This window comes from Stenoxybacter acetivorans DSM 19021 (assembly GCF_000745895.1).
GTDB classification, from domain to species: Bacteria; Pseudomonadota; Gammaproteobacteria; order Burkholderiales; family Neisseriaceae; genus Stenoxybacter; species Stenoxybacter acetivorans.
The window spans coordinates 1-1474 of record NZ_JQKE01000138.1; the positions used below are offsets into that span (position 1 = coordinate 1).

The following is a 1474-nucleotide window of genomic DNA, read 5'->3' on the forward strand; positions in this document are numbered from 1 at the left end:
ACGCCGGGCTTTGATGCTTGTGCTATTTCTACCATACCCGCCAACGCACTGGCTCCGGCTAACAAATTACTTGCCGCATCGGCATAATTGCCTTCTTTGATATTGGCATATGCCAAAGTTGAAGAAGCAGAAGCGACTGCGCCATTGAGTTCGTAAGCCGTAGCAACAAGAAACATACCCTCAGGAGTTACTCCCTTGCCATTAATAACGCTTGCTAATACTGATGAAGCGGTTGCTGCCATAGATAAAGCAGCAACTACTGTATTTAAACCATCTAAATTTGTACCACCATTTTTAACATAGTTATTAATTTGCTTGGCATCATTATATAAAGACAAAGCATCTTTTAACTTACCAGTAGTTGCATTTGCAAAAGACATATAAAACTCCTAAAACAAAAAATTAGCTTAAATAATTATTGAAACTTAATTATCGAATTTTTGAACCCATGCCCAAAAAGGTAAATATCCAAATAAAACCAGCACATAAAAACCAAGCACAGATAATGGAAACATAACTCATTATTTTTAAAAAATTATTATCATCCATATGCCAATCATCTGGTTTGTTTGGTTTTATTTTATCATATAACCAATTTCTTATTTTTCCGATCATAATACCAAATCCGCCAATAGTAAGGCATACCTTAATATGTAATCCCATAAATTCACGCATAGCCTCCATGTTATTTCGATCAATATCCTTTAAAGAATAAACTACTACCGCAGAATAAAAGATAATACACGGAAAAAATAGCATTACACGTACTACACCATGATCTATTTTCATAAAAATTCCTTTTCTGCTGAATACTTCAATTATCTGTTTTTCATCTAAATAATCACAAATTATTTTTTGCTCTTTTTCAGGATTTTTTAGTTATTTAAATTCGCAATAATTGCTTATGTTATAATAAAGCTGCCTAAAAATACTGTTATAAATATTTTCAGGCAGCCTAATTAATTACTAATTGCCAACCATAATGATCCTGTTGACACAATTGACACCGTGGAAACAAATGTATTTAACCCATCCAGCTTCGTGCCACCGTTACGAGCGTATTGTTCCACTTGTTGAACATTTTGAACAAGACCAACAACATCAGCAACGTTGCCGCCCCAATTGATAATTTTACTCATAACTTAATTCTCCTAAATTAAATAAAAAATGATCAAAACTACATCTATTTTAATTAAACAATCTTGCACCAAAGCCAACAAAAGCTATCATCCATATAAAACAAGCTATTAAAAATCCAGAGAAAATATCAACGATATAATTTATAACTCTTAAAAATACTACTTCATCCATTTTTAATATTTTTTTTTCTATATCTAAATAATCTTCTTTATATTTGATAAAATTTATAAAAAATAAAATCTCTTAGTTTTATTAAAATAAATGAAATAAATAAAATAAAAAATGGAAATCTCATGTTGGCTTGTGCAATATATCTCATTTTCTCTATATCATC

Annotated in this window: 3 protein-coding genes; all 3 read right to left on the minus strand. The window is 30.7% G+C overall.

The features are described 5' to 3' along the window. On the minus strand, positions 1 to 380 hold a 380-nt coding region (locus tag Q384_RS10970; protein WP_037588122.1), incomplete at its 3' end, for a hypothetical protein. 49 nt (positions 381 to 429) lie between these two features. Continuing rightward, positions 430 to 789, minus strand: a complete 360-nt coding sequence (locus Q384_RS10975; RefSeq protein ID WP_037588123.1) for a hypothetical protein — start codon at positions 787 to 789, stop codon at positions 430 to 432. 170 nt (positions 790 to 959) lie between these two features. Next, a complete protein-coding gene (locus Q384_RS10980) occupies positions 960 to 1139 on the minus strand; it encodes a hypothetical protein (protein WP_037588124.1) in 180 nt (59 codons plus the stop codon). Between the last annotated feature and the right edge of the window lie 335 nt (positions 1140 to 1474).